The organism is Photorhabdus sp. P32, assembly GCF_038085095.1.
Classification (GTDB): Bacteria; Pseudomonadota; Gammaproteobacteria; order Enterobacterales; family Enterobacteriaceae; genus Photorhabdus; species Photorhabdus luminescens.
In genome coordinates this window covers 1-3,193 of the sequence record NZ_JAZGJN010000146.1, presented here as the reverse complement: position 1 = coordinate 3,193, position 3,193 = coordinate 1, and the positions used below count along the sequence as shown (strand labels likewise).

The following is a 3,193-nucleotide window of genomic DNA, read 5'->3' as shown; positions in this document are numbered from 1 at the left end:
AATGCCGATCTTGAATATCGGCATTTTACAGCGAAAAAGGAGATTAATTTAATGCTTTAACATTTCAATTTTATCCCGGCTCAGTCCGGTACTGGTGACAATAATGTCCAAACTCACTCCATGCCGTAATAAGGCACGAGCCGTTTCCAGCTTACCTTCTTCTCGACCTTCTTCTCGACCTTCTGTTCGGCCTTGCTCAATACCTTGCTTGATACCTCGCTCAAGCCCTTTTTGTTCAAGCTGTTCTGCAATAGTCATCAACATTGTTTCATGCTCCGGAGATTGTTCAATCAGTTGATGGACAAATTGGGAGAGATCCTGCGTATGTCCATTCAGTAAAATATAGCTTAACACCACATTGAGCTGCTCGACTGTATTATACCCCGCATTCAAGAGTTCCACCAAGTGGGGGACCCATTCCAGCATATCCCGGCAGCGGATATGTTTTTGCACCAACTCCATCAGCGCAACGCCTTTATGTGTCAGGATTTCTTCATCGCTGAGCACACTGACGTCCACCAACGGAAACGCCTGACGGTATAAGCGAGCAGCCTGTTCAGGGAGCGTAAAGCAATCCAGCCACCGGTTTGAGTAAGGATAAGGACGAACCTCACCATGATAAAACAACAAAGGCGCCACCAAAGGGAGTTCAGTATGGCCTTTTTTCAGGTGAGCCGCCATCGCTGACATGGCGTAATACATCAACCGCCAGGCCATCAATGGGTCAGGGGTGGACTGATGTTCAATCAGGCAATAGATATAACCCTGTCCCTGAACCGTTTCAACCGAGTACAGCACATCACTGTGCAGTTGGCGTAAATGCCGGTCCACAAAACTGCCAGGCTCCAGTTTTAATGTGGCTAAATCACACAACGACTGGACCTCTTCGGGCAGATAAAGGGATAAAAATTCCCTGGCCGTTTCAGGCTGGGTTAAAAAATGTTTGAATAATGCATCATGGTGAGGCCGTTTTTCTTTCTTTGCCACAATCTGTTTCTCTGTCTTATCAGTTAGTCATCGCCACTCATTGTCAACGCTATAATATCTCTAGAAAACCCGCAACCCAGTTACAAAAAACATCTTCCCAGATTTTCTCAAGAAAATCTTTACCGAATGCATTAATATAAGCGCCTAAAGAATCAAATACCAGAAAAGAAGAAACGAGGAAATATTATATTTACAACAACTACTCAATAAAAGCTATTTATTTAGATGAGTTTTTAATTTGCATTCACATAATAATAAAAATTTTATCAAAGCATCAATTAATTATATTTCTGTTAATAACATTCAATTCACCAGAAAATTAAAGTATTAATTTATAGATAAATAATTACACCTTATTTTTCCGAAAGACAAAAACACATCCAGAAAATAAACGGACAATTAGTATTTGTATTGAAGAAGATTTATAACGGATTTCGCCAATAATCTACGTTTTAACACACACTAAAAAAATCCCCTTACAAGAAAAATAAACCTTGACTTATAATTTCAATTGTATATTTTTAGTACATAACACTATATTAAGCCAAATTCCAAAGAACAGGTTACTCATTATGGATGCTTTAGATGAATTCTACGAGAGAAATCCTTCGTCCAGAGGGTACTTGGATAGCAGCACCGATGAAGAAAGGAAACTTCTAAAAATTCAAATGGGTAAACAAAATGAGCTGATGGTGCTTATGAACAGTGTTGCCAACAAATATGTGAAATGGAGTTTGGCCAAAGATCATTTTATCAGTGAAGTCATGGCCTATTGCCAAGAAAACACATCAAAAATAAATACCGGAGAAATCTCAATCTCTGAAGCAATAGCTTTATTAGACGAAGAAATCCAGTCGTTAGAAGAACAAGATGCAATGCTTTCCCAAAAGAGAGTCAGGCAAGCCATCGTTGTAAAGAAAAAGGTCAACAATGAAAATGCCAGAGGCAGGAATGATGAGACAGCCAATTTGATTATCTCATGGATTGGGTTTGTATCTGGCAGTATACAACTCGTCGGTGGATTTTTGGCTGTTGATAGCGGTGTTGGAGCAGCACTTGGAGCATCATTGATGGCTCATGGCTTTAATAATATTGTTGAAAGTGGCTATTATATCCTTTATCGCGAAAGCTATACTGGGCCAGTTAAATTCGTCTATGAAGGAGTTGGAGAAAAAGCTTTTGGAATGGATAAACGCGATGCTGATGTGGTATATACATCGGTTGATGTTGGTATGTCTATTAATGGATTATTCGGTTACAAACTTGAACCAGATAGTCAACGGTTATATCGGTATATAAATGCAGATCTGCTTGTTGGCTTAAAACGACAAGGTATAGAAATAATGAATTATAAAGAGATAGCTCTAGAAATCACTGGCAATGTGAATACCATTTATGGACAATATAGATCATATTGAAGGAAAAATAAAATGGTTGATTATTTATACATTATTTTCTCTTTATTTGCACTTTATCCTTTATACATTGCTTTTAAAAAACTTCTAACTCCCTATGATGTTTACATTAATTTTTCATCTGTATTACTTATGATAGCATCCAACCTTTTCCATATACATGTCTTCTATACTAATCAAATTCCATTTTTGGGTGTATCAATATCAAATAATGATTTTATGATTTATACTTCTTTTACACTATCTTGGTTATGCACTATTGTATTTATGATCGCACACAGCAGACATTATAGGAAAAACAAGTGGTAATTTTTCAAATAGAATAAATTCACCCTAAATTAATGATTTCTTTATCAGATATATTAAGGACGTAAATAATAATTCACTTTTATGCTTTATTTGATAATGGTGATTTAAATACTATATATGGTCAGGCTAGGAGTTATTGATGAATTTGGCTTATGTTTCATTGTCTTTAATTCTTCTATTCCCTGTTTATTTCTGCATAAAAAGACTATTTATATCATCTAATTTTTATCCCCATTTTTTAGCAAAAATATTATCATTGGTTCTTTCAGTATTTCATATTCATGTTTTTAATTTCGATTCAATATATTTCTTCAATGTAGATATCACTGACAATGAATTTTTACATTATTATTCTTTAGGTTATTTAAACTGCGTTACTTATTGAGGAAAAATAAAATGGTTGACTATTCATATATTATGTTCTCTTTACTTTCACTTTATCCTCTATACTTTGCTTTTAAGAAACTTTTAATTCCCTATGA

Annotated in this window: 2 protein-coding genes; one reads left to right on the top strand and one right to left on the bottom strand. The window is 35.6% G+C overall.

The annotated features are described in order from the left end of the window. Positions 1-48: 48 nt before the first annotated feature. Positions 49-987, bottom strand: a complete 939-nt coding sequence (locus V2H77_RS00980) for an Rpn family recombination-promoting nuclease/putative transposase (protein ID WP_341497304.1) — start codon at positions 985-987, stop codon at positions 49-51. A gap of 572 nt (positions 988-1,559) precedes the next feature. Between V2H77_RS00980 and V2H77_RS00975 the strand changes: the two genes are divergently transcribed. Further along, on the top strand, positions 1,560-2,405 hold the full coding sequence (locus V2H77_RS00975; RefSeq protein ID WP_341497303.1) for a DUF4225 domain-containing protein: 846 nt from the start codon (positions 1,560-1,562) through the stop codon (positions 2,403-2,405). Positions 2,406-3,193: the final 788 nt, after the last annotated feature.